This is a genomic window from Enterobacter cloacae complex sp. FDA-CDC-AR_0164 (assembly GCF_003071645.1).
Classification (GTDB): Bacteria; Pseudomonadota; Gammaproteobacteria; order Enterobacterales; family Enterobacteriaceae; genus Enterobacter; species Enterobacter ludwigii.
Map to the genome: position 1 here is coordinate 2,778,412 of NZ_CP028950.1, position 26,403 is coordinate 2,804,814.

Here is a 26,403-nt window from a genome sequence, read left to right on the forward strand (position 1 = left end):
ATTTCGGATAAATCTATCCGATAAATCCGATTGAGCAACCCGGGCGGGAACACGAAGATACAGCCCAGTTAAGCGTTTTCGTTCCGGGATTGTGCCATTCATGCGCTATTGCGTCTCTCTTCTCTGCCTGTTTTGCGTGCTCACCTCCTCGCAGGTGTGGGCTGCGCCTGCCCAGCAATTATTTTCTGACTGGCAGGTGACCTGCAATAACCAGAATTTTTGCCTCGCACGCAATACCGGTGAACACCGGGGGCTGGTCATGACGCTCAGCCGCAGTGCCGGCGCGAAAACCGACGCTACGCTGCGTATCGATCTCGGCGGCCTTGCTGACCCTGCCGTGAAAGAAGCGGATATTGCGCCACGGTTGTTGCTGGATAAGGTTCCTCTCAAGCTGGATCGGCAGCACTGGCAGTTAACCCCGTGGCATCTGAAAAGTGATGATGCCGCCACCATCACGGCGTTTCTGAAAAATATCCAGGAAGGAAAAGCCCTGACCTTGCGCGGCGGTGACCAGGTTATCTCTCTGAACGGCCTGAAAGCCGCGCTGTTGTTTATTGACGCGCAGCAGAAACGTGTCGGGAGTGAAACGGCCTGGATTAAAAAAGGTGACGATCCGCCGTTAAGCGTGCCGCCTGCACCCGCCTTAAAAAAGGTGGCGGTAGTCAATCCGACGCCGACGCCGCTCTCCCATGCCGAACTGAATGACCTGCTGGATTATGGCACCTGGCGGATGAACAACAGCCAGTGCTCGCTCGATCCTAACCGCCGGGAAGTGCGCGTCACCGCGTTAACCGATGAAAAAGCATTGCTGATTATTAGCTGTGAGGCGGGGGCGTATAACACGGTCGATCTGGCCTGGCTGGTATCGCGCAAAAAGCCGTTTTCTTCCCGCAGCGTAAGGCTGCGTCTGCCTTTCACCCCTGCAGACGATAGCAGTGAAATCGAATTGATGAATGCCCGCTTTGATGAGAAAACGCGCGAGCTGACTACGCTCGCGTTGGGGCGCGGTCTTGGCGATTGTGGGGTCCAGACGCGCTGGCGTTTTGACGGCCAGCGTTTCCGCCTGGTGCGTTATGCAGAAGAGCCCAGCTGCGATAACTGGAATGGGCCAGATGCCTGGCCCACGTTGTGGATCACGCGCTAAATTACGCTCAGCGCCTTCTCAACCACATTCTCAACGGTAAAGCCAAAATACGGGAACAGCTTGTCGGCAGGCGCCGACTCGCCGTACCCACGCATCCCGACGATAGCACCTTTCAGCCCGACATATTTGTACCAGTAGTCGGCGATACCCGCCTCGACGGCCACACGGGCTGCGACGTTAGAGGGCAGGACCGATTCACGGTAGGCCTCATCCTGAGCATCAAAAATGTCGGTGGACGGCAGGGATACCACGCGTACCGCATGACCTTCGGCGGTCAGTTTTTCCGCTGCCTTCACGGTAATTTCCACCTCAGAACCGGTAGCAATCAGGATGACATCCGGTTTGCCGCCGCTGTCTTTCAGGATGTACCCGCCGCGGGCGATATTTTTTACCTGCTCCGGCGTGCGTTCAATCTGGGCCAGGTTTTGCCGCGACAGAATTAATGCCGTTGGCCCCGTGTGGCGCTCAACCGCCAGCTTCCAGCCAACCGCTGCTTCGACCTGATCGCACGGACGCCAGGTGCTGAAGTTTGGCGTCAAACGCAGGCTCGCCAGCTGCTCAACGGCCTGGTGCGTGGGACCGTCTTCACCCAGACCAATCGAATCGTGGGTGTAGACCATGATCTGCCGCGCTTTCATTAATGCCGCCATACGCGCCGCGTTACGGGCGTACTCAACGAACATCAGGAAGGTAGCAGTGTAGGGCACAAACCCGCCGTGATGGGCGATGCCATTGGCAATGGCGGTCATCCCGAACTCACGTACCCCGTAGTGGATATAGTTCCCGGCAATATCCTCTTTCAGCGATTTTGAGCCAGACCAGATGGTCAGGTTACTTGGAGCCAGATCCGCGGAGCCGCCCAGCAGTTCGGGCAGGAGGGGGCCGATGGCGTTCAGCGTGTTTTGCGAGGCCTTACGGGTGGCAATTTTCGCCGGGTTAGACTGCAGATTTTCAATCAGCGCCTGGGTTTTCGCTTCCCAGTCCTCCGGCAGGCTACCGCTCATGCGACGCGAGAATTCAGCGGCCAGTTCCGGGTGGGCTTTTTGATAGGCGGCAAATTTTTCATTCCACGCGTGCTGGGCTTTTTCACCCTCTTCGCGGGCGTCCCACTCGCGGTAGATCTCTTTCGGGATCTCAAACGGTGGGTATTTCCAGCCCAGTTTCTGCCGGGTCAGCGCCACTTCTTCTTCACCCAGCGCCGCGCCGTGGGCTTCCTCTTTACCCGCTTTGTTCGGTGAGCCGAAACCGATGGTGGTGCGACAGATGATCAGGGACGGTTTGTCCTTCACGCTTTGCGCTTCCTGAATCGCTTTTTTCACCGCTTCTGGGTCGTGACCGTCAATTTCATGCACTACGTGCCAGTGGTAGGCCTCAAACCGTTTTGCCGTGTCGTCGGTAAACCAGCCTTTGGTCTCCCCGTCGATGGAGATACCGTTGTGATCGTAAAATCCGATCAGCTTGCCCAGCCCCAGCGTGCCCGCCAGCGAACAGACTTCGTGAGAAATCCCCTCCATCAGACAGCCGTCGCCCATAAACACATAAGTGTAGTGATCGACAATCTCGTGGTCTGGCTGGTTAAACTGCGCCGCCAGCGTGCGTTCGGCAATCGCCAGCCCGACCGCGTTGGCTAACCCCTGGCCGAGCGGCCCGGTGGTGGTCTCCACACCCGGCGTATAGCCTATCTCCGGGTGGCCCGGCGTTTTTGAGTGCAGCTGGCGGAAGTTTTTTAACTCGGATAGCGGCAGGTCGTAGCCGGAAAGGTGCAGCAGGCTGTAGAGCAGCATGGAGGCGTGGCCGTTAGAGAGAATAAAACGGTCGCGATCGTACCAGCTGGGATCGTTCGGGTTGTGCTTCAGGAAATCATTCCACAGCACTTCGGCAATGTCAGCCATGCCCATGGGGGCGCCAGGGTGGCCGGAATTGGCTTTCTGCACGGCATCCATGCTGAGGGCGCGAATGGCATTGGCTAGCTCTTTACGGGACATAATTCACTCCGTGGCAAGGTTAAAGTTTGGCGGCAAGAAGATCTTCAAGTTTGCGCTGGTCGACGGCGAACAGGCGGATGCCTTCCGCCAGTTTTTCGACGGCCATTGCGTCCTGATTGTGCTCCCAGCGGAATTCCGCTTCGGTCATGGCTTTAGGTTTGGGGAGGACGGTTGATGTGGGCACCAGTTTGCGGATAACCGTCTCCTCTTTGTCCTGCAGCTCTTTAAGCAGGTTAGGGGAGATGGTCAGGCGGTCACAGCCTGCCAGGGCGAGGATCTGCTCGGTACGGCGGAAGCTGGCGCCCATCACGATGGTTTCGTAGCGGTGCTGTTTGTAATAGTCGTAGATATTACGCACCGATTTCACGCCCGGGTCCTCATCCACCACGTACGGATCCATCGGCTGTTTAGCCTGATACCAGTCATAGATTCGCCCGACGAACGGAGACACCAGGAAGACGCCGGCTTCGGCACAGGCGCGCGCCTGCGCAAAGGAGAACAGCAACGTCAGGTTGCAATGGATCCCCTCTTTTTCCAGAACTTCCGCCGCGCGGATCCCTTCCCAGGTTGAGGCCAGCTTAATCAGAATGCGCGATTTATCGATGCCCTGCTCCTGGTAGAGCTCAACCAGGCGGCGGGCTTTCGTGATGCTCTTCTCCTGGTCGAAGGAGAGGCGGGCGTCCACTTCGGTAGAGACGCGTCCCGGGATGCTTTTCAGAATTTCCGCACCGAAATTAACGGCCAGCTTGTCGCTCGCTTCGGCGACCTGCTGCTCCTGTGTTTTACCGCGCTGTTTACCGTAGTCGATAGCGTCATCAATCAGATGACTAAAATGAGCAAGACCGGCCGCTTTGAGCAGCAGCGAAGGGTTAGTGGTCGCATCTTCGGGCTGATAGTGGCGAATCGACTCGATATCACCGCTGTCGGCGACCACGGTAGTGAATTGTTTGATGCCGTCTAGTTGGTTCATAAATAATTACTCCTTGGAAATAAAAGAGTTACTCGAGTGCGTTAGTTCACACTTCTGCAAAAATCATGATGGACTTAACAAAAAAGCATAGCAGACGGGGGAGGCATTGCTTTCTGAGACGGGTAACATGGTTGTTATAAATTGATAACAATTTTTATTCTGCAATGGTGAGAGTTTGGCAGCCTTCAAAGTTTATGTGGCTGCCTGCGGCGATACTAGGCGGCACACCAGGGTGTGCTTCAGGATCGCAAACGTCACCCTTTTGACCGATACGTGAAAGGAAAAATAAGATGGATGATCAGTTAAAACAGAGTGCTCTCGATTTCCACGAGTTCCCTGTCCCAGGTAAAATTCAGGTCTCCCCGACAAAACCGCTGGCGACTCAGCGCGATCTGGCGCTGGCCTACTCACCCGGCGTCGCGGCGCCGTGCCTCGAAATCGAAAAAGATCCGCTGGCAGCCTATAAATACACCGCGCGTGGCAACCTGGTCGCCGTGATCTCTAACGGGACGGCGGTGCTGGGATTAGGCAATATTGGTGCGCTGGCCGGTAAGCCCGTGATGGAAGGCAAGGGTGTTCTGTTCAAGAAATTTGCCGGTATTGACGTGTTCGATATCGAAGTGGATGAGCTCGATCCTGATAAATTTATCAACGTGGTTGCCGCGCTGGAACCGACCTTCGGTGGGATCAACCTCGAAGACATCAAAGCGCCGGAATGTTTCTATATTGAGCAGAAACTGCGCGAGCGTATGAACATTCCCGTGTTCCATGATGACCAGCACGGTACTGCGATTATCAGCACCGCGGCCATTCTGAACGGTCTGCGTGTGGTTGAGAAAAATCTCTCTGACGTGCGTATGGTGGTCTCCGGCGCAGGCGCGGCGGCAATCGCCTGTATGAACCTGCTGGTGGCGCTGGGCATGCAGAAGCACAACATTGTGGTCTGCGACTCCAAAGGCGTTATCTACAAGGACCGTGAGCCGAACATGGCGGAAACCAAAGCGGCCTACGCGGTAGAAGACGACGGTAAACGCACGCTGGAGGACGTGATTGACGGCGCGGATATCTTCCTTGGCTGTTCAGGCCCGAAAGTGCTGACCCAGGAGATGGTGAAGAAAATGGCGCGTGCGCCAATGATTCTGGCGCTGGCAAACCCGGAACCGGAAATTCTGCCGCCGCTGGCAAAAGCCGTGCGTGAAGATGCCATTATCTGTACCGGTCGTTCCGATTACCCGAACCAGGTGAACAACGTTCTCTGCTTCCCGTTCATCTTCCGCGGGGCGCTGGACGTGGGCGCGACGGCGATCAACGAAGAGATGAAGCTCGCGGCCGTTCATGCCATTGCGGAACTGGCGCATGCCGAGCAGAGCGAAGTGGTCGCCTCGGCGTATGGTGACCAGGATCTGAGCTTTGGCCCGGACTACATCATTCCAAAACCATTCGACCCGCGTCTGATTGTCAAAATCGCCCCGGCGGTTGCTAAGGCGGCAATGGACTCCGGTGTGGCGACGCGCCCCATCAAAGATTTCGATGCTTACGTCGATAAGCTCACCGAGTTTGTCTACAAAACCAACCTGTTTATGAAGCCCATTTTCTCTCAGGCGCGTGCCGACGCGAAACGCGTGGTGCTGGCGGAAGGGGAAGAGGCGCGCGTTCTGCATGCCACGCAGGAGCTGATCACCTTAGGTCTGGCGAAGCCAATCCTGATCGGTCGTCCGAGCGTTATCGAGATGCGTATTCAGAAACTGGGGCTGCAGATCAAAGCGGGTGTGGATTTTGAGATCGTTAATAACGAATCCGATCCGCGCTTTAAAGAGTACTGGAACGAATACTACGCGATCATGAAACGTCGCGGGATCACCCAGGAGCAGGCGCAAAAGGCCGTGATCAGCAACACGACGGTGATCGGGGCGATCATGGTCCACCGCGGTGAAGCGGATGCGTTGATCTGCGGCACGATCGGTGATTACCACGAGCACTTCAGCGTGGTGCAGGAGATCTTCGGCTATCGCGAAGGGGTCCACACCGCCGGGGCGATGAACGCGCTGCTGCTGCCAAGCGGCAACACCTTTATTGCCGACACCTACGTCAACGACGATCCGAGCCCGGAAGAGCTGGCGGAGATCACCGTGATGGCGGCAGAAACCGTGCGTCGCTTTGGTATTGAACCGAAGGTAGCGCTGCTGTCGCACTCCAACTTTGGTTCGTCGAAATCAGCGGCGGCGTGCAAAATGCGCCAGACGCTGGAGCTGGTTCGCCAGCGTGCGCCGGAACTGATGATTGACGGCGAGATGCACGGTGATGCTGCGCTGGTGGAGAGCATTCGTAACGAACGCATGCCGGACAGCCCGCTGAAAGGTTCTGCAAACGTGTTGATTATGCCGAACGTGGAAGCGGCCCGCATCAGTTACAACCTGCTGCGTGTCTCCAGCTCTGAAGGGGTCACCGTAGGACCGGTGCTGATGGGCGTGGCGAAGCCAGTGCACGTGTTGACGCCGATTGCTTCGGTGCGTCGTATCGTGAATATGGTGGCACTGGCGGTGGTTGAAGCGCAGACGCAGCCGCTGTAAGCGCTGCGCCTGCCGGCATTACACCCAGTCCCGAATCGTAATAAAGTCTTTCAGGGCAGCCTCCGGGCTGCCTTCTTTTGGCTCGTAGCTGTACTCCCAGCGAACCAGCGGCGGCATCGACATCAAAATGGACTCCGTGCGCCCGCCGGTCTGCAGGCCAAACAGCGTGCCGCGATCCCATACCAGGTTGAACTCTACGTAGCGCCCGCGGCGGTAAAGCTGGAACTCGCGCTCGCGCACGCCGTAGTCGGTATCTTTACGCCGCGCCACGATCGGCAGATAGGCCCCGGTATACCCTTCACCTACCGCCCGCATAAAGCTGAACGCGGTATCAAAATCTGGCGTGTTGAGATCGTCAAAGAACAGCCCGCCAATGCCGCGCTGCTCATCGCGGTGCTTCAGATAAAAATAGTCATCGCACCATTTTTTAAATTTCGGGTAGATGTCGTCCCCAAACGGCTGACAGAGATCGCGTGCGGTGGTATGCCAGTGCACGGCATCTTCTTTAAACCCGTAGTAGGGCGTTAAGTCAAAACCGCCGCCAAACCACCAGACCGGATCGGCCCCGGGTTTTTCAGCAATGAAAAAGCGCACGTTGGCATGGCTGGTCGGCACATACGGGTTGTGCGGATGAACCACCAGCGATACGCCCATTGCTTCGAAGCTGCGGCCTGCCAGTTCTGGTCGATGGGCCGTGGCGGAAGCGGGCATCGCGTCTCCGTGGACGTGGGAAAAATTGACGCCAGCCTGCTCAAAGATGCCGCCGTTACGCAGCACGCGGCTGCGTCCGCCGCCACCGGCTTCGCGCTGCCAGCTATCTTCCTGAAATTCACCGCCATCTGCGGCGGCCAGTTTCTGGCAAATCTCATCCTGCAGCTGCAGCAGGAATGTTTTTACCAGCTGTGCATTGGGTTTCATCAACGTTTCCTGGAGTGCGCTTTCTGGTTATCGAACCAGTTGAAGTAACTGATTATGCCTGAGGCGATGGCGTTGGCGATCTTCTGGCGAAACGCGGTGGTGCCGAGCAGGCGCTCTTCCTCCGGGTTGGTGATGAACGACGTCTCCACCAGTACGGACGGAATTGACGGCGACTTAAGCACCACGAACGCCGCCTGTTCGGTGCTCCTGCTGTGCAGGCGATGCACCGGTTTAATCTTCTTCAGAATATGCGAGCCGAGCGTCAGGCTGTTTTTAATGGTGTCCGTCTGAACGAGGTCAAACAGCACCTGCTGTAACAGATGATCTTTGTCGGTGGCTTTTTTCCCCGCAACCTCATCCGCCCGGTTTTCACGATCGGAGAGATATTTCGCCATGGCGCTACTCGCCCCACGGTTGGAGAGGGCGAACACCGAAGCCCCCGCCGCCGACGGGTTGGTAAAACCGTCCGCGTGAATCGACATAAACAGATCGGCACCGTGCTGGTGGGCGATCTCTACGCGGTCGTACAGCGGAATAAACGTGTCGCCAGAACGCGTCAGGCGGGCGTCAATGCCATTGCTGCGTAAAATTGCGCGCACATTTTTTGCAATCGCTAACACGACATGCTTTTCTTTCGCACCGTTTTTACCAATAGCGCCGGTGTCAATTCCGCCGTGACCGGGGTCCAGCATGACCAGACGCTTCGCGCCCGGCTTTTTCGATTTCGGTTTACTGTGTCCGTTACTGGTTTTGAGCGTGCTCTCTTCTTTTGCCTGAGCCTGCTGTGCGATGCCCGTTAACGTTAAGGCCGCCAGCCCCGCTTTGAGAACCTGACGACGCGATGTGAGTGCTTTTAATGGTTTGAATGTGCTCATGCGGCCTGAATTGTAAAAATTGGGGTCCTGGTGTTATATCGTATCGTGATTAGCGTTACGACAGTCCTTATTGAGAATTGTTTTACTTTTCATTTCAATACGTGACAAAGTGACATTATGCCAAATTTTGGCGAGTTTTTCCCCGGTTATTGGCTAAACGCGATGTTCACGCCATAATCACTGTTTTTAAACCCGAAAAGGCGGTTAATACCATGGAGATACGCGTTTTTCGCCAGGAAGATTTCGAAGAGGTGATCACCCTTTGGGAGCGCTGCGATCTGCTGCGTCCGTGGAACGATCCGGAAATGGATATTGAACGTAAGTTGAATCACGACGTCAGTCTGTTTCTGGTGGCAGAAGTCAACGGCGAGGTGGTGGGAACAGTGATGGGCGGGTACGACGGCCATCGCGGCTCGGCCTATTATCTGGGCGTGCACCCGGAATTTCGTGCGCGCGGCATCGCCAATGCGCTGCTCAATCGGCTGGAAAAGAAACTGATTGCCCGCGGCTGCCCGAAGATTCAGATCATGGTGCGGGAAGATAACGACGTGGTGCTGGGCATGTATGAACGCCTGGGTTATGAACACGCGGACGTACTGAGCTTAGGTAAGCGCCTGATAGAAGATGAAGAGTACTGAGATCCATCCGGCAGATTATGATGCGCAAGGGCGTGTCAGGCTGCCCTTTTTGTTCTGGTGCGTTCTGCTGCTGCAGGCCCGTACCTGGGTGCTGTTTGTGATGGCCGCCGCGTCGCGCGGGCAGGGCGATACGCTTCTGACGCTCTTCTATCCCGATCACGATGCCTTCTGGCTCGGCTTGCTGCCGGGCGTGCCGGCGGTGGTGGCGTTTTTATGCAGCGGGCGACGGAATACGATCCCGTGCCTGTGGGGTGCGCTTCGCTGGCTGCTGATCCTTGCTCAGCTTGCGCTGCTCGTCTGGCAACCGGTGCTCTGGTGGAGCGGTGAACCGCTTACGGGGATCGGTATTGCGCTGGTCGTAGCGGATATCGTGGCGCTGCTGTGGCTGCTGACGAATCCCCGCCTTCGCGCCTGTTTTACGCATCAGGAAGATTAACCTGGCACTTTTTGCCGATACCGCACTCCAACAAGCGTTGATTTAACACGTAAGGACGTTTCAATGAAATCGCTGCGTTTACTTTTATGCGCTCTCCCGCTGGCGTTAACCGGCTGTTCAACGCTCTCATCAATTAACTGGTCTGCGGCCTATCCGTGGAACTGGTTTGGCTCTTTAACGGAAGTGACCGAGCAGGGCGTGGGTAAAATTACCGCCGCGACGGCGCTGGATCAGGACGCCCTTCAGGATGCACTGGGTGGCGGTTATCGCCTGCGCAGCGGCATGAAAACAGAAAACGGCAATATCGTGCGTTATTTCGAAGCGCTGAAGGGTGACACGCTGGCGCTGGTGATTAACGGTGATAAAGGCACGGTAAACCGCATTGCTGTGATGGACGACGACATCCCAACCGAAAGCGGTGTGAAAGTGGGAACCCCGTTTAGCGAACTCTATAAACAGGCCTTCGGCAACTGCACCAGCGCCCCGTCTGACGACGGCGTGGCGGTGGAATGTAAAGCGCAGGGCAGCCAGCACATCAGCTATCTCTTCACCGGTACCTGGAGTGGTCCGGAAGGTTTAATGCCGTCTGACGACACGCTGAAAAGCTGGAAAGTGAGCAAAATTATCTGGAAGCAGTAATTTGCGCCTGAACAAACCGTCTCGCTGAAATACGGGTATAATAGCCGCCATCAATGCCACGCTGACGTGGCATCTTTATTTCAGGAGGAGCGATGTCTCAGGTTCAGAGTGGCATTTTGCCAGAACATTGCCGCGCGGCGATTTGGATTGAAGCCAATGTTAAAGGGGATGTGGATGCCCTGCGTGCGGCCAGTAAAGCGTTCGTTGATAAGCTGGCCACCTTCCAGGCCAAATTCCCGGATGCCCATCTGGGCGCGGTCGTTGCCTTTGGTCATAACGTCTGGCGTCAACTGAGCGGTGGCGAAGGCGCCGAAGAGCTGAAGGATTTTATCCCTTACGGTAAAGGCCTGGCACCCGCAACGCAGGTCGACGTGCTGATCCACATTCTCTCGCTGCGTCATGATGTGAACTTCTCCGTTGCCCAGGCGGCGGTTGCGGCTTTTGGTGACAGCATTGACGTTCAGGAAGAGATCCACGGTTTCCGTTGGGTGGAAGAACGCGACCTGAGCGGCTTCGTTGACGGAACTGAAAACCCGGCGGGTGAAGAGACGCGTCGTGAAGTGGCAGTGATCAAAGACGGCGTCGACGCGGGCGGCAGCTATGTGTTCGTCCAGCGCTGGGAGCACAACCTCAAGCAGCTGAACCGCATGAGCGTGCATGACCAGGAGATGATGATTGGCCGTACGAAAGAGGCCAACGAAGAGATCGACGGCGATGCCCGTCCTGTCACCTCTCACCTGAGCCGCGTTGACCTCAAGGAAGACGGAAAAGGTCTGAAGATTGTTCGCCAGAGCCTGCCATACGGCACAGCAAGCGGTACCCACGGTCTTTACTTCTGTGCGTACTGCGCGCGCCTGCATAACATCGAACAGCAGCTGCTGAGCATGTTTGGCGATACCGACGGCAAGCGTGACGCCATGCTGCGCTTCACCAAACCGGTGACCGGCGGCTACTACTTCGCCCCGTCCGTCGAGCGTCTGCTGGCGCTGTAAGTGCTTTCCATCCTCTCCCGCACGGAGAGGGCTGGGGTGCGGACCACGACGGGCTGCACCCTTATTCTCTTTTCTGCTTGTAAATCACCAAACGGTATATAAAACCGTTACTCCTTTCGTCCTCGTTATAAATATTATGACTATAAGATAGTCATCACATTTATAAGGGTGCGCAATGGCCGTTACTGTACTGAAAAAAGGATCGCTGGCACTGGCAGGTTTGCTGCTGGTGGCACAGGCGCAGGCTACTGAGCTGCTGAACAGTTCGTATGATGTTTCCCGCGAGCTGTTTGCCGCCCTTAACCCACCGTTTGAACAGCAGTGGGCGAAAGACAACAACGGCGACAAGCTGACCATTAAACAGTCACACGCAGGGTCGTCCAAGCAGGCGCTGGCCATTCTCCAGGGGCTGAAAGCGGATGTGGTGACCTATAACCAGGTCACTGACGTGCAGATCCTGCACGACAAAGGCAAGCTGATCGCCGCTGACTGGCAGAGTCGTTTGCCGAACAACAGCTCACCGTTCTACTCCACCATGGGTTTCCTGGTGCGTAAGGGCAACCCGAAAAATATCCACGACTGGAATGACCTGGTGCGTTCCGACGTGAAGCTGATTTTCCCGAATCCAAAAACCTCCGGTAACGCGCGTTATACCTATCTGGCTGCGTGGGGCGCGGCGGACAAAGCTGACGGTAACGATAAAGCGAAAACCGAGCAGTTCATGACCCAGTTCCTGAAAAACGTCGAGGTGTTTGATACCGGCGGTCGCGGCGCGACCACGACCTTTGCAGAACGCGGACTGGGCGATGTGCTGATCAGCTTTGAGTCGGAAGTGAATAATATCCGCAAACAGTACGATGCGCAGGGCTTCGAGGTCGTTATCCCGAAAACCAATATCCTCGCCGAGTTCCCGGTAGCGTGGGTAGATAAAAACGTGCAGTCCAACGGCACAGAGAAAGCGGCAAAAGCTTACCTTAACTACCTGTACAGCCCACAGGCGCAGACGATCATTACCGATTACTACTACCGCGTGAATAACCCGGATGTGATGAACAAACTGAAGGATAAATTCCCGCAGACCGAGCTGTTCCGCGTGGAAGACCATTTCGGCTCCTGGCCTGATGTCATGAAAACGCATTTTGCCAGCGGCGGTGAGTTAGACAAATTGCTGGCGGCGGGGCGTAAGTAATGTTTGCAGTCTCTACCAGACGCGTGCTGCCGGGCTTTACCTTAAGCCTCGGGACCAGCCTGCTGTTCGTCTGCCTGATCTTATTGTTGCCGCTCAGCGCGCTGGTAATGCAGCTTGCGCAAATGAGCTGGGCGCAGTACTGGGAAGTGATAACCAACCCGCAGGTCGTCGCAGCCTATAAGGTGACGCTGCTGTCGGCGTTCGTGGCGTCCATTTTTAACGGGGCCTTTGGCCTGCTGATGGCGTGGATCTTAACCCGCTACCGTTTCCCGGGCCGTACGCTGCTCGACGCGTTAATGGACCTGCCGTTTGCGCTGCCGACGGCGGTGGCGGGGTTAACCCTCGCCTCGCTCTTTTCCGTGAACGGGTTTTACGGTGAGTGGCTGGCGAAGCTTGATATCAAAGTGACCTATACCTGGCTCGGTATCGCGGTCGCGATGGCCTTTACCAGCATTCCTTTTGTTGTACGCACCGTGCAGCCAGTGCTCGAAGAGTTAGGTCCTGAATACGAAGAAGCGGCGGAAACGCTGGGTGCCACGCGCTGGCAGAGCTTCCGCAAGGTCGTCCTGCCTGAGCTTTCTCCAGCGCTGCTGGCCGGTATCGCGCTGTCGTTTACCCGTAGCCTCGGTGAGTTCGGCGCGGTTATTTTCATTGCCGGGAACATTGCGTGGAAAACCGAAGTTACCTCGCTGATGATTTTTATCCGCTTGCAGGAGTTTGATTACCCGGCGGCGAGCGCGATTGCCTCGGTCATTCTTGCCGCATCGCTGCTGCTGCTCTACTCAATTAACACTCTGCAAAGTCGCTTTGGTCGACGCGTGGTAGGTCACTGATGGCGGAAGTTACTCAATTGAAGCGATACGATGCTCCCCGTATCAACTGGGGAAAATGGTTTCTGATTGGTACGGGCGTGCTGGTGTCCGCCTTTATTCTCGTCGTGCCGACGATTTATATTTTTGTTCAGGCGTTCAGCAAGGGGTTGATGCCAGCGCTGGAAAACCTGGCGAACCCGGATATGCTGCACGCCATCTGGCTAACCGTACTGATTGCGCTTATCACGGTGCCGGTCAACCTGGTGTTCGGTACGCTGCTGGCCTGGCTGGTAACGCGCTTTAACTTCCCGGGACGTCAGCTGCTGCTGACCCTGCTGGATATCCCGTTTGCCGTGTCGCCGGTGGTGGCCGGTCTGGTTTATCTGCTCTTCTACGGCTCTAACGGCCCGCTGGGCGGCTGGCTGGATGAGCATAACCTGCAGGTCATGTTTGCCTGGCCGGGCATGGTGCTGGTCACGGTGTTTGTAACCTGTCCGTTTGTGGTGCGCGAACTGGTCCCGGTGATGTTAAGCCAGGGCAGCAACGAAGATGAAGCGGCAATTCTGCTGGGCGCATCCGGCTGGCAGATGTTCCGCCGCGTGACGCTGCCGAATATTCGCTGGGCGCTGCTCTATGGCGTCGTGCTGACCAATGCCCGCGCCATTGGCGAGTTCGGTGCAGTTTCGGTCGTCTCGGGCTCTATTCGCGGCGAAACGCTGTCGTTACCGTTACAGATTGAATTACTGGAACAGGACTACAACACCGTCGGTTCCTTTACTGCCGCAGCGTTACTGACGCTGATGGCGATTTTGACCCTGTTTTTGAAGAGTGTGGTGCAGTGGCGTTTAGAGAACCAGGAAAAACGTCAGCACCAGGAGGGAAATCATGAGCATTGAGATTGCCAATATTAAGAAGTCTTTTGGTCGCACCCAGGTGCTGAATGATATCTCGCTGGATATCCCTTCCGGACAAATGGTGGCACTGCTCGGGCCGTCTGGCTCGGGTAAAACCACGCTGCTGCGCATTATCGCCGGGCTTGAGCATCAGACCAGCGGACATATTCGTTTTCACGGTACCGACGTAAGCCGTTTGCACGCCCGCGACCGTAAAGTGGGCTTTGTGTTCCAGCATTACGCGCTGTTCCGCCATATGACCGTGTTCGATAACATCGCTTTCGGTCTGACCGTGCTGCCTCGCCGCGAGCGCCCGGATGCGGCCACCATCAAAGCGAAAGTGACCAAACTGCTGGAGATGGTACAGCTTGCGCATCTGGCTGACCGCTTCCCGGCGCAGCTTTCCGGCGGCCAGAAGCAGCGCGTCGCGCTGGCGCGGGCCCTGGCCGTTGAGCCGCAAATTCTGCTGCTGGATGAGCCGTTTGGCGCGCTGGATGCGCAGGTGCGTAAAGAGTTACGCCGCTGGCTGCGTCAGCTGCATGAAGAGCTGAAATTCACCAGCGTCTTCGTCACCCACGATCAGGAAGAGGCGATGGAAGTCGCGGACCGCGTGGTAGTGATGAGCCAGGGGAACATCGAGCAGGTTGATGAGCCAGAGCAGCTCTGGCGTGAACCGGCGACCCGATTTGTCCTCGAGTTTATGGGCGAAGTTAACCGGCTGCAGGGCACCATCCGCGGTGGGCAATTCCACGTGGGCGCACACCGCTGGCCGCTGGGATACACCTCCGCACATCAGGGGCCGGTCGATCTGTTCCTGCGTCCCTGGGAAGTGGACGTGAGCCGCCGGACGAGTCTGGATTCACCGCTGCCGGTGCAGGTGCTGGAAGCTAGCCCTAAAGGGCACTACACCCAATTGGTGGTACAGCCGCTGGGCTGGTATACCGAGCCGCTGACGGTAGTGATGCGTGATGACGAGCCGCCGTACCGGGGCGAACGCCTGTTTGTTGGGCTGCAGCATGCCCGTATTTATCATGGCAATGAGCGCATAGAGACGCGCGAGGATATTGCTCTGGCGGAGTCAGCCTGATAGGTTAATGACACGTAGTTTGACCGGAGGCGCTGCGCTTAGCCGGTCTGGAATATGATCTCCGTATGCCCGGAGCGCTGCGCGCCACCGGGCTTTTTATTGGACAGCGATCTTGAACACATTAGAACACACCATCGGCAACACCCCTCTGGTCAAACTTCAGCGCATGGGGCCGGACAACGGCAGCGAAATCTGGGTCAAACTCGAAGGCAATAACCCTGCCGGTTCGGTGAAGGACCGGGCTGCGCTCTCCATGATTGTGCAGGCCGAAAAACGCGGTGAAATTCAGCCCGGCGACGTGCTGATTGAAGCCACCAGCGGTAACACCGGTATTGCGCTGGCGATGATTGCCGCGCTGAAAGGCTATCGCATGACGTTGCTGATGCCCGATAACATGAGCCAGGAGCGCCGTGCGGCGATGCGCGCCTATGGTGCCGAACTGATTCTGGTCTCTAAAGAAGAGGGGATGGAAGGGGCGCGCGACCTGGCGCTAGCCATGGCCGAACGCGGTGAAGGCAAACTGCTCGATCAGTTTAATAACCCGGATAACCCGTACGCTCACTACACCACTACCGGTCCGGAAATCTGGCAGCAGACCAACGGGCGCATCACTCACTTCGTCTCCAGCATGGGCACGACAGGCACCATTACCGGCGTATCCCATTTTCTGCGCGAGCAGGAAAAGGCGGTAACGATTGTGGGTCTGCAGCCGGAAGAGGGGAGCAGCATACCGGGTATTCGCCGCTGGCCGGCGGAATACATGCCGGGCATTTATAACGCCCAGCTGGTGGATCAGGTGCTGGATATTCATCAACGCGAGGCGGAGAATACGATGCGTGAACTGGCCGTGCGTGAAGGTATCTTCTGCGGGGTCAGCTCGGGTGGCGCGGTAGCGGGAGCATTGCGTGTTGCGCAGGCACATCCCGGGGCTGTCGTGGTGGCGATTATCTGCGACCGCGGCGATCGCTATCTTTCTACCGGCGTCTTTGGTGAAGAGAGTTATACGCAGGGGGCGGGGATTTAAGCGTCATGGAGATGATTTTATTCCGGGATAACACCCGGGCGCAGCAAACCGATATTGTCGCGGTACAGTCGCAGGTGGTTTACGGCAGCGTGGGGAACAGCATTGCGGTGCCGAACATTCGTACCCACCGGCTGACCGTCACCGCCGTGCCGACCGTGCTGTTCAGCAACACGCCGCACTACGATACCTTTTACGGTGGCGTGATCCCCGATGAGTGGTTCAGCGGGTATCTTAAGGCGCTGGAAGAGCGCGAGATCCTGCGCGAGCTTAAAGCCGTTACCACGGGCTACATGGGCAGCGCCAGCCAGATAAAATGCCTGGCGCAGTGGCTCACCACGATCAAAGCGCAGCATCCTGACCTGCTGGTGTTGGTTGACCCCGTTATTGGCGATATTGACAGTGGGATGTATGTGAAACCTGATATCCCTGAAGCGTATCGGGAGTACCTGCTGCCACTGGCGCAGGGGATCACGCCTAACGTCTTTGAGCTGGAAGTGCTAAGCGGTAAACCGTGTCGTACGCCTGAAAGTGCTATAGCGGCAGCGCAGGGGTTACTTTCCGACACGCTGAAATGGGTGGCCATCACCAGCGCGCCGGTGGCGGACGATCCGGAGAATATTCACGTGGTGCTGGTTACCCGAGACGGTGTGACCGTCAGTGCGCATCCGCGTGTTGAAACGGACCTGAAAGGCACGGGCGACCTCTTCTGTTCAGAGCTGGTGAGCGGGATCGTTGAGGGCAAAACCGTTGCCGATGCGATTCGCATGGCCGGAGACCGCGTCACAGATGTGATGATTTATACGCAGTCGAAAGGCTACGACGAGCTTATCCTGCCCGCATAAACAAAAATGGCGCCCGAAGGCGCCATTTTTCTGTGCGGCAAGAATTACTTCTTGATGCGGATAACCGGGGTTTCACCCACGGTGACGCTGCCAGACAGTTTGATCAGTTCTTTGATTTCGTCCATGTTGGAGATAACAACCGGCGTCAGGGTAGACTTGGCTTTTTCTTCCAGCAGTGGCAGATCGAATTCAATGACCGGGTCGCCAACTTTAACACGCTGGCCTTCTTCCGCGATACGTTTGAAGCCTTCGCCTTTCAGTTCAACGGTGTCGATACCGAAGTGAACGAACAGTTCGATACCGCTATCAGATTCGATAGAGAACGCATGGTTGGTTTCAAAAATTTTACCGATGGTGCCGTCAACTGGAGCAACCATTTTGTTGCCAGTTGGTTTGATAGCAATGCCATCACCAACGATTTTCTCAGCAAACACTACATCCGGCACGTCTTCGATGTTGACGATCTCGCCGGAGAGCGGAGCAACAATCTCAATAGTTCCGGAGTCTTTCTTATCATCAGAAACCAGAGATTTCAGTTTATCGAACAAACCCATGATCTTCTCCTAAGCAGTAATTTGGGCCGCATCTCGTGGATTAGCAGATTGTTTTTTCTTCAATGAACTTGTTAACCAGCGTCATTAACTCGTCCGTTGTCGGTTGAGCAAGAGCCTGCTCTGCTAACACCTTCGCATCTTCGAAGTTCGTGTTACGGATAATCTTCTTAATGCGCGGGATGGAAATGGCGCTCATAGAGAATTCGTCCAGACCCATACCCAGCAACAGAAGTGTAGCACGTTCGTCGCCTGCAAGCTCACCACACATGCCAGTCCATTTACCTTCTGCATGAGAAGCATCAATAACTTGCTTGATCAAGTTCAGTACGGACGGTGACATTGGCTGGTAGAGATGTGAAATCATATCATTACCACGGTCAACTGCCAGGGTGTACTGCGTTAAATCATTGGTACCGATACTAAAGAAATCAACTTCTTTGGCTAAATGACGCGCAATGGTCGCCGCCGCAGGTGTTTCCACCATCACGCCGATCTCAATTGACTCGTCAAATGCTTTACCTTCGTCGCGCAGTTCCTGTTTGTAGATTTCGATCTCTTTCTTCAGTGCACGCACTTCTTCAACAGAGATGATCATCGGGAACATGATGCGCAGTTTACCGAAAGCAGACGCACGCAGGATAGCGCGAACCTGATCGCGCAGGATCTCTTTACGATCCATCGCGATACGAATCGCACGCCAGCCCAGGAACGGGTTCTCTTCTTTCGGGAAGTTCATGTACGGCAGCTCTTTGTCGCCACCGATATCCATGGTACGGACGATAACCGCCTGAGAGCCACACGCTTCAGCCACAGCTTTGTACGCAGCAAACTGTTCTTCTTCAGTTGGCAGTGCGTCACGGTCCATGAACAGGAATTCAGTACGATAGAGACCCACACCTTCCGCGCCGTTGCGCTCAGCGCCATCGACGTCACGTACGGTACCGATGTTTGCGCACACTTCAACCTGATGACCGTCCAGAGTGATGGCTGGCAGGTCTTTCAGCTTAGCGAGTTCCGCTTTTTCAGTCGCAACTTGCTCCTGAACCGCGCGCAGTTTTTCGATCTCTTCGTTAGTTGGGTTGACGTAAACCACGTTGTTTACGGCATCCAGAATCAGATAATCGTCGTTTTTAACCTGAGAGGTGACGCTACCGGTACCCACAATGGCAGGCAGTTCCAGAGAACGCGCCATGATAGAGGTGTGGGAGGTACGGCCGCCCGCGTCAGTGATGAAACCGAGGACCTTTTTCAGGTTCAACTGTGCGGTTTCAGACGGGGTCAGATCGGCGGCAACCAGGATGACTTCATCCTGAATAGCGCTCAGGTCGATAATGGCCAGACCCAGGATGTTGCGCAGCAGGCGCTTACCGATGTCACGTACGTCAGCCGCACGTTCTTTCAGGTATTCATCATCCAGTTCTTCCAGGGCAGTTGCCTGACCTTCGATAACTTCATGCGCAGCAGCGTCTGCCGTCATGCTTTTATCTTTAATCAGGGCTATGATTTCCTGCTCCAGCTCCTCATCTTCGAGCAGCATGATGTGCCCTTCGAAGATGGCTTCTTTTTCTTCACCGAAAGTTTCGCCAGCTTTAGTCTTGATTGCTTCCAGTTGCGCAGATGCCTTGGCACGACCGCTCAGAAAACGTTCAACTTCCTGATCAACCTTGTCGGCAGAAATTTTTTTCCGGTCGATGACGATCTCGTCTTCTTTCAGCAGCAGTGCTTTGCCGAAAGCGATACCCGGGGATGCTAAAATGCCTGAAATCATAACCCTACCTTACTTGTGACTGATATTTAAAAGAACCCGCAAACTTACTCGAGCTCAGCCATCAGTTTTACCAGATGCTCAACTGCTTTCTGCTCGTCTTCACCTTCAGCAGAGATGGTGACAACGGTACCCTGAGTCAGACCCAGAGTCTGCAGTTTGAACAGGCTTTTTGCGCTGGCGCTTTTGCCGTTGGAAGTCACAGTGATTTCAGAAGTGAAGCCTTTCGCTTCTTTAACAAACTGAGCAGCAGGGCGGGTGTGCAGACCGTTCGGAGCGGTAATGGTAACTTCTTGCTGGAACATTGTATTTCCCCAACTTATAGGTTTAGTGTTGTGGAACTAAAGTCTAGCCTGGCGACTTAACTTTAGCCTGTATTGTTAGCGCTGACGTTTCGATCGTCATTAAACATTATGCAGCGAAAGCAAGACTTGAACCAAATCATAAAATCGATTCAGCAAGGCTATTTCGTTCACTGATTAATTTCACGCATCAAAATAATTGCTGGTTTAAATACCAGACCCAACGGGGTGAATCAATGCCAGGAGGGGTAAAACTTTGAAGCAGGCCACAAAAAAGCACCCAAAAAGGTGCTTTTTTACGCGTTATTAACATGCTGGCATTACTGTTGCAGTTCTTTTTCAGTGAACAGATCGGCAAACAGTGCGGTGCTCAAGTAACGCTCACCCGATGAAGGCAGGATAACCACAATATTCTTATTGGTAAAGGCCTCGTCTTCCTGAAGTTTGAGCGCTGCCGCAACAGCAGCACCGGAAGAGATGCCCGCCAGAATACCTTCCTCGTCCATCAGACGACGTGCGGTAGAGATAGCTTCTTCGTTGGTGATGGTCACCACTTTATCAATAAGCTTCAGATCCAGGTTGCCCGGAATGAAGCCGGCACCGATACCCTGAATTTTATGTGGGCCGGGTTTAATCTCTTCGCCCGCCAGCGCCTGGGTGATCACCGGCGAGTCGGTTGGTTCCACGGCAACGGTAATCAGGTCTTTTTTACCTTTTGTGCCTTTTATATAGCGCGACACGCCAGTCAGGGTTCCGCCGGTGCCTACACCGGAGATAAATACATCAACCTGACCGTCGGTATCTTCCCAAATTTCCGGGCCGGTGGTCTTTTCGTGAATTTCCGGGTTCGCCGGGTTGCTGAACTGCTGCAGCAGCAGATATTTCGCCGGATCGCTGGCAACAATCTCTTCTGCTTTCTGAATCGCACCCTTCATGCCTTTGGCACCTTCGGTCAGCACCAGATTCGCGCCCAGCGCTTTCAGCAGTTTGCGACGTTCGATGCTCATGGTTTCAGGCATGGTCAGCGTCAGTTTATAACCGCGCGCCGCCGCAACATAGGCCAGTGCGATACCGGTGTTACCGCTGGTCGGTTCAACCAGCTCAACGCCTGGCTTCAGCACGCCACGTTTTTCAGCATCCCAAATCATATTTGCACCGATACGGCACTTTACGCTGAAGCTCGGGTTACGTGATTCGACCTTCGCCAGAATGCGTCCATTACCGATACGGTTCAGTCGAACCAGGGGCGTATGACCGATAGTCAGCGAGTTGTCTTCATAAATCTTACTCATGGCCTGTCCTTAACTGTATGAAATTGGGATACCGTCCCAGCATACCTGTTGAACAGGTAGGGGGAAGTAAGGAATTCGCATATCTATATACTGCAAGGAAATAATGGGGATCAGTATGGAATAAGGGGCGGCATAAGCCACCCCCTTTTTACACATTTTTGCATTACTTCCATAACGCGTGCTTAGCACGGTAGCAGTCAACCCACATCGCCGTTGCGCCGCAAACGGCGACCGGCATGATGAACAGGTTGAGCACCGGGATCATGGTGAACAGACTGGTCAGCGCCCCGAACTGCATATTCGCGACTTTTTGCGTGCGCAGGGCGCTGCGCATCGTTTTGAACGGCACCTTGTGGTTATCGAACGGATAATCGCAGTACTGGATTGCCAGCATCCAGGCGCTGAACAGGAACCACAGCACCGGGGCCACCGTCTGACCGACGCCAGGGACAAAATAAAGGATAAGCAGCACAATGGCGCGGGGAAGATACCAGGCAAACTTCTGCCATTCGCGCTTCATGATGCGTGGGATATCTTTCATGATCCCCAGCATACCCGTATCCGGCGGCGTTGCGCCGGTAAGACGTGCTTCCAGCTGTTCTGCCAGCAGGCCGTTAAACGGCGCAGCTATCCAGTTTGCAATCGTCGAGAAGAAGTAGCCGAACACCAGCAGCACGGAGATAACCGCTACCGGCCAGAGCAGGTAGTTCAGCCACTGCAGCCAGTCCGGCACATGGCTCATTAGCGAAGGGATCCAGCTCTCCAGTCTGGTGAACAGCCACCAGAACGCGCCGCCCATCAGGATAATGTTAATCAGCAACGGCAGAATGACGTAGCGACGAATCCCCGGCAGTGAGACCAGTTTCCAGCCCTGAGAAAAATACCAGACGCCGCTGCGCGGGGGAGAAGATGATGTTGAAACCATAACCAGGCTGTACTCCTTTTTTCACAACCAGTGGAATTGCCCGCCTATATTATCCACTTACGGACCAATGACCAGTTCGGAAATGTTCGAAAAAACAGCAAAAAGCACGATTTAGTTCATCTTTATGCTGTGAATGCTCTGCACACACTTGCACTTGACGTAAACGGCAAATACTCTTAGTGAGTAAATGTTTGCCGTGGTGGCAAGGTGTTAGAACAACAGAGAATATAATGATGCAGGATTTGCGTCTGATATTAATCATTGTTGGCGCGATCGCCATAATCGCTTTACTGGTACATGGTTTCTGGACCAGCCGTAAAGAGCGTTCCTCTATGTTTCGCGATCGCCCACTGAAGCGCATGAAGTCCAGTCGTGATGACGATGACAGTGAAAATGACATCGACGGAAGCGACGACGACGGCGTGGGTGAAGTTCGTGTTCATCGGGTCAATACTGCGCCCGGCGCGGCTCATGGGGAGCATGAAGCCCCTCGTCAGCCTCCGCAGCACCAGTATCAACCGCCGTATGCTTCTGCACAGCCGCGCCAGCAGGCGCCGCAGCCTGGAGAAGAGCCGGTGCGTCAGCCGCCGCAACAGCCTGTCCATCAGCAGCCTGCTGCGCCACAGCCGGTTCAGCAACAGCCTGTGCAGCAACCTGCACCACAACAGCCTGCACAGCCGCTACACCAACCGCAGCAGCCTGTTCACGTGCAGCCTGCACCTCAGCCTGCGCCGGCCCCGCTCGTTGAACCAGAGCCCGTGGTTGAGCCAGAACCGGTTGTTGAAAAACCGCAGCGTAAAGAAGCGGTCATCATCATGAACGTGGCTGCGCATCATGGCACCCACCTGAATGGCGATGTCCTGCTTAACAGCATTCAACAGGCAGGCTTCAAGTTTGGCGACATGAATATTTTCCATCGTCACCTGAGTCCTGACGGTAGCGGTCCGGCGCTGTTTAGCCTGGCCAATATGGTCAACCCTGGCACCTTTGACCCGGAAATGACCGGTGATTTCGTGACGCCGGGTGTCACTATCTTCATGCAGGTGCCGTCCTACGGTGATGAACTGCAAAACTTTAAGCTGATGCTGCAGTCCGCACAGCACATTGCTGACGAAGTCGGTGGTGTGGTGCTCGACGATCAGCGTCGTATGATGACGCCGCAGAAACTGCGCGAGTATCAGGACCGCATCCGCGAAGTTAAGGAAGCCAACGCGTAATCATCGCGTTTACATCGACTCCTCCTCAACCCCCGCATGTCGGGGGTTTTTTCTCATTGATGGTGTGATATGGACTCAATCGAACAACAACTCACTGAACTGCGAACCACGCTTCGCCATCATGAATACCTCTATCATGTTATGGACGCGCCGGAAGTGCCGGATGCGGAGTATGACCGTCTGATGCGCGAGCTGCGCGAGCTAGAGGCGCAGCACCCGGAATTGATTACGCCCGACTCACCCACGCAGCGCGTGGGCGCGGAGCCGCTGGGTGCTTTCAGTCAGGTACGTCATGAAGTGCCAATGTTGTCTCTGGACAACGTCTTTGATGAAGAGAGCTTCCTCGCGTTTAACAAGCGCGTGCAGGATCGCCTCAAAAGCAGCGACTCCCTGACCTGGTGCTGCGAGTTGAAGCTGGATGGTCTGGCGGTCAGCCTTCTCTATGAAAACGGTGTGCTGGTGCGTGCCGCGACGCGGGGTGATGGTACGACGGGTGAAGACATTACCACCAACGTACGCACCATCCGTGCGATCCCGCTGAAGCTGCAAGGGGATAATATTCCAGCCCGTCTGGAAGTGCGCGGTGAGGTATTCCTCCCGCAGGCGGGCTTTGAGAAAATCAACGAAGAGGCGCGCCGTACCGGCGGGAAAGTGTTTGCTAACCCGCGTAATGCGGCGGCAGGCTCCCTGCGCCAGCTTGATCCCCGTATCACTGCGAAGCGACCGCTTACTTTCTTCTGCTATGGCGTTGGGATTCTGGAAGGCGGTGAACTGCCGGATACCCATCTTGGACGTTTATTGCAGTTTAAAGCGTGGGGCCTGCCGGTGAGTAACCGTGTTCAGCTGTGCGACTCCCCGGAAGCCGTGCTGGCGTTCTACCACAAAGTGGAAGAAGACCGCCCGACGCTTGGTTTTGATATTGATGGCGTGGTTATCAAGGTTAACTCACTTGCGCTGCAGGAGCAGTTAGGCTTTGTGGCGCGCGCGCCACGCTGGGCAGTGGCGTTTAAATTCCCGGCGCAGGAGCAGATGACCTTTGTCCGTGACGTGGAGTTCCAGGTGGGCCGTACGGGCGCGATTACCCCGGTTGCCCGTCTGGAGCCGGTGCAGGTTGCCGGCGTGCTGGTGAGTAACGCCACGCTGCATAACGCCGATGAAATTGAACGTCTCGGCCTGCGCATTGGTGACAAAGTGGTGATTCGTCGCGCGGGCGATGTTATCCCGCAGGTGGTGAACGTGGTTGAGTCAGAGCGTCCTGACGATACGCGCGCCATCGTGTTCCCGACGCATTGCCCGGTATGTGGATCTGACGTTGAGCGCGTTGAAGGTGAAGCGGTGGCTCGCTGTACGGGCGGCTTAATCTGCGGGGCACAACGTAAAGAGTCACTGAAGCACTTCGTTTCCCGTCGGGCGATGGACGTCGACGGAATGGGTGACAAAATTATCGATCAGCTGGTAGAGAAAGAATATGTTCATACGCCTGCAGATCTCTTCAAACTGACCGCGGGTAAGCTCACGGGTCTTGATCGCATGGGACCGAAGTCGGCCCAGAATGTGGTTAATGCCCTGGATGCTGCCAAAGAGACGACTTTTGCCCGATTCCTTTATGCGCTCGGTATTCGCGAAGTGGGCGAAGCCACGGCGGCGGGGCTGGCGGCGTATTTCGGTACGCTGGAAGCTCTGGAAAAAGCGAGTATTGACGAGCTGCAGAGAGTCCCGGACGTGGGGATTGTCGTCGCGACGCATGTCTTTAACTTCTTTGCCGAAGAGAGCAACCGCGAGGTGATCGGCAAGCTGCTGGAAGAGGGCATCAGATGGCCGGCTCCGGTCGTGGTCAACGCTGACGAGATCGACAGCCCGTTTGCCGGCAAAACGGTCGTTCTGACCGGCAGCCTGAGCCAGCTTTCACGTGATGATGCTAAAGCGCGACTGGTTGCGCTGGGGGCAAAAGTGGCAGGCAGCGTGTCGAAGAAAACCGACCTGGTTATTGCCGGGGAAGCCGCCGGTTCGAAGCTTGCTAAAGCTCAGGAGCTGGGCATTGAGGTTATCGACGAAGCGGAAATGATGCGCCTGTTAGGAGAGTAACGTGGAGAAAGAGCAGCTCGTTGAGATCGCCAACACGGAGATGCCATTCGGTAAATATAAGGGCCGTAGGCTGATTGATTTACCGGAAGATTATTTGCTGTGGTTTGCCCGCAAAGATGGGTTCCCGGCCGGACGACTGGGTGAGCTGATGGCTATCACGTTACTGATTAAAACCGAGGGGCTGACGCAGTTGGTTCAGCCCCTGAAACGTCCTTAAGCTTTCGCGGCGCGGGTCTCTTCCTGCGCCTGTTTTTCCGTCTGGCGTTTGTAACGACGCGCCAGCACCGCGCAGACCATCAGCTGGATCTGATGGAAAATCATCAGTGGCAGTACCATCATCCCTATCATTGAGGTCGGGAAGAGAATGTTTGCCATAGGAATGCCGTTCGCCAGGCTCTTCTTCGAGCCACAGAAGACAATGGTAATTTCATCGGCTTTGTTGAAGCCGCACTTGCGGGCCACAAAGACGTTTACGCCAATCACAATCGCTAGCAGAACAAGGCTGACCACCACGATAAACAGCAGCGAGCCTGCGCCCACCTTATGCCAGATGCCATTCACAACCGCTTCACTGAAGGCTGAATAGACCACCAGCAGAATCGATGACTGGTCGGTTTTTGAGATCCATTTTTTGTGCTTTGCAACAAACGCGCCCGTCCACGGACGAGAGAGATGACCCAGCACAAACGGCAACAGCAGCTGCAGACAGATTTTACCTACCTGTTCCAGGTTACCTTCCGCGCCGTGCATGTTCATCAGCAGACCCACCAGCAGCGGCGAAACGAAAATCCCTAACAGGCTGGATGCCGACGCTGAACAGACTGCGGCTGCGACGTTACCGCCCGCCAGAGAGGTAAACGCGATAGCGGACTGCACGGTGGCCGGCAGAATGCACAGATACAGGAAGCCGGTATAAAGGGCCGGGTCGACATTCACCGGCGCCCACCATGCGAACAGTACGCCGAGTACAGGGAAGAGGATGAACGTGCTGCACATCACCCACAGGTGCAGTCGCCAGTGGCTCCCCCCCGCAATAATGGCTTCGCGCGAGAGCTTTGCGCCGTGCATAAAGAACAACAGCGCGATGGCCGCGGTCGTCAGTCCTTCAAAAAAAGGAACGAACCCACCTCGCGCAGGGAAGAAGGAGGCCAGTAATACCGTGACAACCAGAGTAAGCGTAAACGGATCAAGAATACGAAATAGTTTCATAATGACTCCTGAAAACAGATATCGCTATTGTGCTTTTTTC

General features: G+C 55.5%; 25 protein-coding genes. 15 read left to right on the forward strand and 10 right to left on the reverse strand.

Features of this window, described 5'->3' with window-relative positions; translation table 11 throughout:
* The first annotated feature begins 100 nt into the window (after nucleotides 1-100).
* A complete protein-coding gene (locus AM410_RS13650; protein ID WP_108647960.1) occupies nucleotides 101-1,144 on the forward strand; it encodes a DUF1176 domain-containing protein in 1,044 nt (347 codons plus the stop codon).
* Here AM410_RS13650 and tkt read toward each other — a convergent pair.
* Both tkt and tal read right to left on the reverse strand, forming a co-directional pair.
* Entirely contained in the window at nucleotides 1,141-3,129 is a 1,989-nt protein-coding gene (gene tkt, locus AM410_RS13655; RefSeq protein ID WP_108647962.1) for a transketolase, read from the reverse strand. The genes AM410_RS13650 and tkt overlap by 4 nt on opposite strands.
* Nucleotides 3,130-3,148: 19 nt before the next feature.
* Entirely contained in the window at nucleotides 3,149-4,099 is a 951-nt protein-coding gene (tal, locus tag AM410_RS13660) for a transaldolase (RefSeq protein WP_014171101.1), read from the reverse strand.
* 290 nt (nucleotides 4,100-4,389) lie between these two features.
* Here tal and maeB point away from each other — a divergent pair, with 290 nt between their 5' ends.
* The gene (gene maeB / locus AM410_RS13665) at nucleotides 4,390-6,669 is read left to right on the forward strand and encodes an NADP-dependent oxaloacetate-decarboxylating malate dehydrogenase (RefSeq protein ID WP_014171100.1); all 2,280 of its coding nucleotides are present in this window, start codon (nucleotides 4,390-4,392) and stop codon (nucleotides 6,667-6,669) included.
* 18 nt (nucleotides 6,670-6,687) lie between these two features.
* On the opposite strand, the gene hemF is transcribed toward maeB, so the two are convergent.
* Together hemF and amiA are read right to left on the reverse strand one after the other, a co-directional pair.
* Nucleotides 6,688-7,587: an oxygen-dependent coproporphyrinogen oxidase gene (hemF, locus tag AM410_RS13670; RefSeq protein ID WP_073396217.1), complete on the reverse strand. Its 900-nt coding sequence runs from the start codon at nucleotides 7,585-7,587 to the stop codon at nucleotides 6,688-6,690.
* The gene (gene amiA / locus AM410_RS13675; protein WP_014171098.1) at nucleotides 7,587-8,462 is read right to left on the reverse strand and encodes an N-acetylmuramoyl-L-alanine amidase AmiA; all 876 of its coding nucleotides are present in this window, start codon (nucleotides 8,460-8,462) and stop codon (nucleotides 7,587-7,589) included. The genes hemF and amiA overlap by 1 nt, the downstream gene beginning before the upstream one ends.
* Before the next feature lie 212 nt (nucleotides 8,463-8,674).
* On the opposite strand from amiA, the gene AM410_RS13680 reads away from it, so the two are divergent.
* The 10 genes from AM410_RS13680 (at nucleotide 8,675) to pdxK (ending at nucleotide 17,014) form a co-directional block, all read left to right on the forward strand.
* On the forward strand, nucleotides 8,675-9,100 hold the full coding sequence (locus AM410_RS13680; protein WP_020883079.1) for a GNAT family acetyltransferase: 426 nt from the start codon (nucleotides 8,675-8,677) through the stop codon (nucleotides 9,098-9,100).
* A complete protein-coding gene (locus tag AM410_RS13685) occupies nucleotides 9,087-9,536 on the forward strand; it encodes a DUF2919 domain-containing protein (protein WP_073396216.1) in 450 nt (149 codons plus the stop codon). Before AM410_RS13680 ends, AM410_RS13685 begins: the two co-directional genes overlap by 14 nt.
* Before the next feature lie 63 nt (nucleotides 9,537-9,599).
* The gene (locus tag AM410_RS13690; protein ID WP_073396214.1) at nucleotides 9,600-10,175 is read left to right on the forward strand and encodes an RpoE-regulated lipoprotein; all 576 of its coding nucleotides are present in this window, start codon (nucleotides 9,600-9,602) and stop codon (nucleotides 10,173-10,175) included.
* 92 nt (nucleotides 10,176-10,267) lie between these two features.
* Nucleotides 10,268-11,167 (forward strand): Dyp-type peroxidase, encoded by a 900-nt coding sequence (locus AM410_RS13695; RefSeq protein ID WP_073396213.1) that lies wholly within the window; start codon nucleotides 10,268-10,270, stop codon nucleotides 11,165-11,167.
* A 175-nt stretch (nucleotides 11,168-11,342) separates the two neighbouring features.
* Nucleotides 11,343-12,356: a sulfate ABC transporter substrate-binding protein gene (locus AM410_RS13700; RefSeq protein ID WP_047743027.1), complete on the forward strand. Its 1,014-nt coding sequence runs from the start codon at nucleotides 11,343-11,345 to the stop codon at nucleotides 12,354-12,356.
* Nucleotides 12,356-13,189, forward strand: a complete 834-nt coding sequence (gene cysT, locus AM410_RS13705; RefSeq protein ID WP_020883084.1) for a sulfate/thiosulfate ABC transporter permease CysT — start codon at nucleotides 12,356-12,358, stop codon at nucleotides 13,187-13,189. Before AM410_RS13700 ends, cysT begins: the two co-directional genes overlap by 1 nt.
* Entirely contained in the window at nucleotides 13,189-14,064 is an 876-nt protein-coding gene (cysW, locus tag AM410_RS13710) for a sulfate/thiosulfate ABC transporter permease CysW (RefSeq protein WP_020883085.1), read from the forward strand. The genes cysT and cysW overlap by 1 nt, the downstream gene beginning before the upstream one ends.
* On the forward strand, nucleotides 14,054-15,148 hold the full coding sequence (cysA, locus tag AM410_RS13715) for a sulfate/thiosulfate ABC transporter ATP-binding protein CysA (RefSeq protein WP_014171090.1): 1,095 nt from the start codon (nucleotides 14,054-14,056) through the stop codon (nucleotides 15,146-15,148). Before cysW ends, cysA begins: the two co-directional genes overlap by 11 nt.
* Nucleotides 15,149-15,260: 112 nt before the next feature.
* Nucleotides 15,261-16,172: a cysteine synthase CysM gene (cysM, locus tag AM410_RS13720; protein WP_108647964.1), complete on the forward strand. Its 912-nt coding sequence runs from the start codon at nucleotides 15,261-15,263 to the stop codon at nucleotides 16,170-16,172.
* 5 nt (nucleotides 16,173-16,177) lie between these two features.
* Nucleotides 16,178-17,014: a pyridoxine/pyridoxal/pyridoxamine kinase gene (pdxK, locus tag AM410_RS13725; protein ID WP_025203495.1), complete on the forward strand. Its 837-nt coding sequence runs from the start codon at nucleotides 16,178-16,180 to the stop codon at nucleotides 17,012-17,014.
* A gap of 44 nt (nucleotides 17,015-17,058) precedes the next feature.
* Here pdxK and crr read toward each other — a convergent pair whose 3' ends face one another.
* The 5 genes from crr to cysZ all read right to left on the reverse strand — a co-directional run bounded on the left by crr (nucleotide 17,059) and on the right by cysZ (nucleotide 21,852).
* Entirely contained in the window at nucleotides 17,059-17,568 is a 510-nt protein-coding gene (crr, locus tag AM410_RS13730) for a PTS glucose transporter subunit IIA (protein ID WP_003861316.1), read from the reverse strand.
* 40 nt (nucleotides 17,569-17,608) lie between these two features.
* Nucleotides 17,609-19,336, reverse strand: a complete 1,728-nt coding sequence (gene ptsI / locus AM410_RS13735; RefSeq protein WP_014171087.1) for a phosphoenolpyruvate-protein phosphotransferase PtsI — start codon at nucleotides 19,334-19,336, stop codon at nucleotides 17,609-17,611.
* A gap of 44 nt (nucleotides 19,337-19,380) precedes the next feature.
* Nucleotides 19,381-19,638, reverse strand: a complete 258-nt coding sequence (gene ptsH, locus AM410_RS13740) for a phosphocarrier protein Hpr (protein ID WP_000487600.1) — start codon at nucleotides 19,636-19,638, stop codon at nucleotides 19,381-19,383.
* Nucleotides 19,639-19,955: 317 nt separating this feature from the next.
* Nucleotides 19,956-20,927: a cysteine synthase A gene (cysK, locus tag AM410_RS13755; protein WP_020883087.1), complete on the reverse strand. Its 972-nt coding sequence runs from the start codon at nucleotides 20,925-20,927 to the stop codon at nucleotides 19,956-19,958.
* A 163-nt stretch (nucleotides 20,928-21,090) separates the two neighbouring features.
* A complete protein-coding gene (gene cysZ, locus AM410_RS13760; RefSeq protein ID WP_014171085.1) occupies nucleotides 21,091-21,852 on the reverse strand; it encodes a sulfate transporter CysZ in 762 nt (253 codons plus the stop codon).
* Nucleotides 21,853-22,082: 230 nt separating this feature from the next.
* On the opposite strand from cysZ, the gene zipA reads away from it, so the two are divergent.
* The 3 genes from zipA (at nucleotide 22,083) to AM410_RS13775 (ending at nucleotide 25,371) form a co-directional block, all read left to right on the forward strand.
* On the forward strand, nucleotides 22,083-23,069 hold the full coding sequence (zipA, locus tag AM410_RS13765) for a cell division protein ZipA (protein ID WP_073396211.1): 987 nt from the start codon (nucleotides 22,083-22,085) through the stop codon (nucleotides 23,067-23,069).
* A 69-nt stretch (nucleotides 23,070-23,138) separates the two neighbouring features.
* Nucleotides 23,139-25,154, forward strand: coding sequence for an NAD-dependent DNA ligase LigA (gene ligA, locus AM410_RS13770; RefSeq protein WP_025203500.1), 2,016 nt, complete (start codon nucleotides 23,139-23,141; stop codon nucleotides 25,152-25,154).
* Between the two features lies 1 nt (nucleotide 25,155).
* Nucleotides 25,156-25,371 carry a DUF3820 family protein gene (locus AM410_RS13775; RefSeq protein ID WP_014171082.1) on the forward strand — a complete coding sequence of 72 codons (216 nt, stop codon included), beginning with the start codon at nucleotides 25,156-25,158 and terminating at the stop codon, nucleotides 25,369-25,371.
* On the opposite strand, the gene AM410_RS13780 is transcribed toward AM410_RS13775, so the two are convergent.
* Nucleotides 25,368-26,363 carry a bile acid:sodium symporter family protein gene (locus tag AM410_RS13780; RefSeq protein ID WP_014171081.1) on the reverse strand — a complete coding sequence of 332 codons (996 nt, stop codon included), beginning with the start codon at nucleotides 26,361-26,363 and terminating at the stop codon, nucleotides 25,368-25,370. The two genes, AM410_RS13775 and AM410_RS13780, sit on opposite strands and share 4 nt — an antisense overlap.
* Nucleotides 26,364-26,403: the final 40 nt, after the last annotated feature.

Coding starts and splice junctions, on each gene's coding strand:
- AM410_RS13650 (WP_108647960.1), top strand. CDS start 101: ATGCGCTATTGCGTCTCTCTTCTCTGCCTGTTTTGCGTGCTCACCTCC.
- tkt (WP_108647962.1), bottom strand. CDS start 3,129: ATGTCCCGTAAAGAGCTAGCCAATGCCATTCGCGCCCTCAGCATGGAT.
- tal (WP_014171101.1), bottom strand. CDS start 4,099: ATGAACCAACTAGACGGCATCAAACAATTCACTACCGTGGTCGCCGAC.
- maeB (WP_014171100.1), top strand. CDS start 4,390: ATGGATGATCAGTTAAAACAGAGTGCTCTCGATTTCCACGAGTTCCCT.
- hemF (WP_073396217.1), bottom strand. CDS start 7,587: ATGAAACCCAATGCACAGCTGGTAAAAACATTCCTGCTGCAGCTGCAG.
- amiA (WP_014171098.1), bottom strand. CDS start 8,462: ATGAGCACATTCAAACCATTAAAAGCACTCACATCGCGTCGTCAGGTT.
- AM410_RS13680 (WP_020883079.1), top strand. CDS start 8,675: ATGGAGATACGCGTTTTTCGCCAGGAAGATTTCGAAGAGGTGATCACC.
- AM410_RS13685 (WP_073396216.1), top strand. CDS start 9,087: ATGAAGAGTACTGAGATCCATCCGGCAGATTATGATGCGCAAGGGCGT.
- AM410_RS13690 (WP_073396214.1), top strand. CDS start 9,600: ATGAAATCGCTGCGTTTACTTTTATGCGCTCTCCCGCTGGCGTTAACC.
- AM410_RS13695 (WP_073396213.1), top strand. CDS start 10,268: ATGTCTCAGGTTCAGAGTGGCATTTTGCCAGAACATTGCCGCGCGGCG.
- AM410_RS13700 (WP_047743027.1), top strand. CDS start 11,343: ATGGCCGTTACTGTACTGAAAAAAGGATCGCTGGCACTGGCAGGTTTG.
- cysT (WP_020883084.1), top strand. CDS start 12,356: ATGTTTGCAGTCTCTACCAGACGCGTGCTGCCGGGCTTTACCTTAAGC.
- cysW (WP_020883085.1), top strand. CDS start 13,189: ATGGCGGAAGTTACTCAATTGAAGCGATACGATGCTCCCCGTATCAAC.
- cysA (WP_014171090.1), top strand. CDS start 14,054: ATGAGCATTGAGATTGCCAATATTAAGAAGTCTTTTGGTCGCACCCAG.
- pdxK (WP_025203495.1), top strand. CDS start 16,178: ATGGAGATGATTTTATTCCGGGATAACACCCGGGCGCAGCAAACCGAT.
- crr (WP_003861316.1), bottom strand. CDS start 17,568: ATGGGTTTGTTCGATAAACTGAAATCTCTGGTTTCTGATGATAAGAAA.
- ptsI (WP_014171087.1), bottom strand. CDS start 19,336: ATGATTTCAGGCATTTTAGCATCCCCGGGTATCGCTTTCGGCAAAGCA.
- ptsH (WP_000487600.1), bottom strand. CDS start 19,638: ATGTTCCAGCAAGAAGTTACCATTACCGCTCCGAACGGTCTGCACACC.
- cysK (WP_020883087.1), bottom strand. CDS start 20,927: ATGAGTAAGATTTATGAAGACAACTCGCTGACTATCGGTCATACGCCC.
- cysZ (WP_014171085.1), bottom strand. CDS start 21,852: ATGGTTTCAACATCATCTTCTCCCCCGCGCAGCGGCGTCTGGTATTTT.
- zipA (WP_073396211.1), top strand. CDS start 22,083: ATGATGCAGGATTTGCGTCTGATATTAATCATTGTTGGCGCGATCGCC.
- ligA (WP_025203500.1), top strand. CDS start 23,139: ATGGACTCAATCGAACAACAACTCACTGAACTGCGAACCACGCTTCGC.
- AM410_RS13780 (WP_014171081.1), bottom strand. CDS start 26,363: ATGAAACTATTTCGTATTCTTGATCCGTTTACGCTTACTCTGGTTGTC.